This is a genomic window from Nocardioides humilatus (assembly GCF_008373755.1).
Lineage (GTDB): Bacteria > Actinomycetota > Actinomycetes > Propionibacteriales > Nocardioidaceae > Nocardioides > Nocardioides humilatus.
The window spans coordinates 1-321 of record NZ_VUJV01000199.1; the positions used below are offsets into that span (position 1 = coordinate 1).

The following is a 321-nucleotide window of genomic DNA, read 5'->3' on the forward strand; positions in this document are numbered from 1 at the left end:
GGGGTCTACTTCGATGATGTCATGTTCGAGAGCAGACACTTCTGGGACATAGTTGTCACGCCTCTCACGCTCCTCTTCCTGAAGTTTGATAGAGATTCCTCGCACTTGCGAGTGTCTGAGACGCCTCATTAAATGTGTGGCAAATCCAGCAATTTTATTCCTAAGAGGCTTGGTAGGAATGATAGCGATTTCTTCACATATTCTTTTATTTGTATCAAAATCAAGTGTTAATCTTGTATAGTATTTTTCAATAATAATCTTCGCCGCTTTCTTGACGGTTTTAGTCCGGACACGACCCATGGCTGAAGTTGTACAGCGCTG

1 protein-coding gene is annotated in these 321 nt (G+C 42.7%); it reads right to left on the bottom strand.

Going from position 1 to position 321, the window contains the following annotated elements; all coding sequences use genetic code 11:
• A partial coding sequence (locus tag F0U44_RS24445; protein WP_149730653.1) for a 40S ribosomal protein S17 occupies positions 1-300 on the bottom strand: 300 nt, incomplete at its 3' end.
• Positions 301-321: the final 21 nt, after the last annotated feature.